This window comes from Chamaesiphon sp. OTE_20_metabat_361 (genome assembly GCF_031364565.1).
Genome location: NZ_JANLWO010000751.1, coordinates 1 through 2,324, shown reverse-complemented (window position 1 = coordinate 2,324; position 2,324 = coordinate 1). Strand labels below are relative to the sequence as shown.

General features: G+C 46.6%; 2 protein-coding genes and 1 pseudogene. 2 read left to right on the top strand and 1 reads right to left on the bottom strand.

The window, feature by feature from the left end:
- Window positions 1–345: aminotransferase class I/II-fold pyridoxal phosphate-dependent enzyme (locus tag RMO35_RS21320; RefSeq protein ID WP_309744040.1), on the top strand; the 345-nt coding region annotated here is incomplete at its 5' end.
- Between the two features lie 372 nt (window positions 346–717).
- On the top strand, window positions 718–1,920 hold the full coding sequence (locus tag RMO35_RS21315) for a glycosyltransferase family 4 protein (RefSeq protein WP_309744038.1): 1,203 nt from the start codon (window positions 718–720) through the stop codon (window positions 1,918–1,920).
- Here RMO35_RS21315 and RMO35_RS21310 read toward each other — a convergent pair.
- A pseudogene (locus RMO35_RS21310) lies at window positions 1,917–2,324 on the bottom strand (hypothetical protein); the annotation flags it as partial. The gene RMO35_RS21315 and the pseudogene RMO35_RS21310 sit on opposite strands and share 4 nt — an antisense overlap.

Genomic DNA, 2,324 nt, shown 5'->3' with positions numbered 1-2,324 from the left:
CAGTACGGCGCGATCGCGGCTCTAGAAGGCTCTCAGGACTGTGTGGAGACGATGCGCCAAGCATTTGTGGTGAGAAGACAGGCAATTGTCGAGCGGCTGGAGGCAATTCCGGGACTAAGTTGTGCCAAGCCGGATGGCGCTTTTTATATCTTTGTCAATATCGCCAGTACCCAGCTCAAGTCACTGGAATTTTGTCAGCAATTACTCGAACAGCAACAAGTCGCTACCATTCCCGGACTGCCATTTGGCGCGGACGATCATATTCGGATTTCGTATGCAACAGATCTCACGACGATCGAAAAAGGCATGGATCGATTGACTAAGTTTATGCGATCGCGGCTGTAGATTTTACTGCTCGATCGGGAATTAGGATTAGATCGTGTGCAAATCGCTGGCACCCGTTGGGAAGATTCAGTGCGACCGCGATCGCCGCCCGGTGCTAGAGTATAAAATGTAATATTTCGACTACTTATCTGCCAAACGAGTAATAACTGCCAGATCGCTCGATAGCCAGATATAATGTTAGGAATACTAGCTTTTACCACGCAGAATCGACATCGGAAGCTATCTTTTGGTAGATATTCAGTTCTAATTACCGACAGCATCTCGATCCGATGCTAAAAATAGTCGAAGAAACCACTACACCTTACCAGAGCAAGGCTGTCTTTTACCGATCGACTACCACTTAGGGAGAGAATAGTAGCGCACCTAGCAGCGATGAAAATTTTAGTTCTAATTTGGGAATTTCCGCCGCGCCTCGTGGGAGGTATCGCTCGTCATGGTGCCGAGTTGTATCCCGAGCTGGTTAAATTGGGTCATGAGATTCATCTGATTACGGTGGAGTTCTCTCAAGCACCAGCTAAAGAAATCATCGAGGGTATTTACGTTCATCGCGTCCCTGTTGCTGGATTCAGTCAAGACATCTTCAACTGGATTGGCAACATGAATCACAGCATGAAGAAATACGGCGCAAAGTTATTAGAACTCCATTCTGATTTCGATCTAATTCACGCTCACGATTGGATGGTAGCAGATACCGCGATCGCTCTGAGCGAGAAATTTAATCTGCCGATCGTCGCCACGATTCATGCAACGGAATTCGGCAGACATAATGGCATTCACAACCCTAGCAGCGAGTACGTTCACTCTCAAGAAACCCGCCTAGTCGAGACAGCCGCACAAACGATCGTCTGTAGTCAGTATATGCAGCAAGAAGTCGGGCAAATTCTCCGCTGTCCGTGGGAAAGAATCAGCATTATTTATAATGGCATCCGTCCTGAAAAAAAACAGCGCCCTAAAGATTTTGATTTTTGGGACTTTCGGCGGCGGTTTGCTGCTGATTACGAACAAATCGTCTATTATGTAGGGCGGATGACTTATGAAAAAGGCATCTTTGTTCTCCTCAATGCCGCGCCTAAAGTCTTATGGGAACTCGGCGGTAATGCCAAATTTATTTTCATCGGTGGTGGGAATACTGATGGTTTAAAACAACAAGCTTGGGACCTGGGGATTTGGGAGAAATGTTTTTTTACAGGCTTTATGTCTGATGAAGATCTAGATAGATTTCAAACTGTCGCCGACTGTGCGGTGTTCCCTAGTTTATACGAACCTTTTGGGATTGTCGCTCTAGAAAGTTTTGCAGCGCGGGTACCAGTGGTAGTATCTGATGCTGGGGGGTTAGCGGAAGTCGTCAGACATACCAAGACGGGAATCGTTACCTGGAAGTGGGATTGTAATTCGCTAGCATGGGGGATCTTGGAAGTACTCAAAAATCCAGGTTATGCCAAGTGGTTGACGGATAATGCCTACGATGAACTGGGCAAACGTTTTAATTGGGCAAAGATCGCCATTCAAACGCAAACCGTTTATCACAATGCACTAGTTAAGACTAAGCAATCTGTGTTGGGGAGAGGTACTTAATAATTAATTATCGAAGGAGCGAGTTCGGGTGCCCGCGAAGTATCTTGTTGCAGCATCAGCACGAGTGATTCAGCCGCAGATGCACCGACGATATTTAGTCGGAGTGATGCTCGATTTGTGTTGGTGTCTACGAGCGATTTGCTGGCTACTGACACGCCTGTGGGTGCTAGCGATCTGCCATAAGCGGCACTCAAATAAGGTTTAAATTCACTCCGGTTGGCTAAATGAGTTTGAAAAAAAGCCGAGCTGAGCGCTCTAGTAAACATCCGCGCTCGTTCTGGTTCGGGACCGATAAAACTATCGGAAACTGGGAACACGCTATCACTTTTAGCCACACTTAAAGTAGAAAAGTGTGTACCTTTATCCAAAATTGCGAGATACTTATCAGGCGATCGCAACCAGGC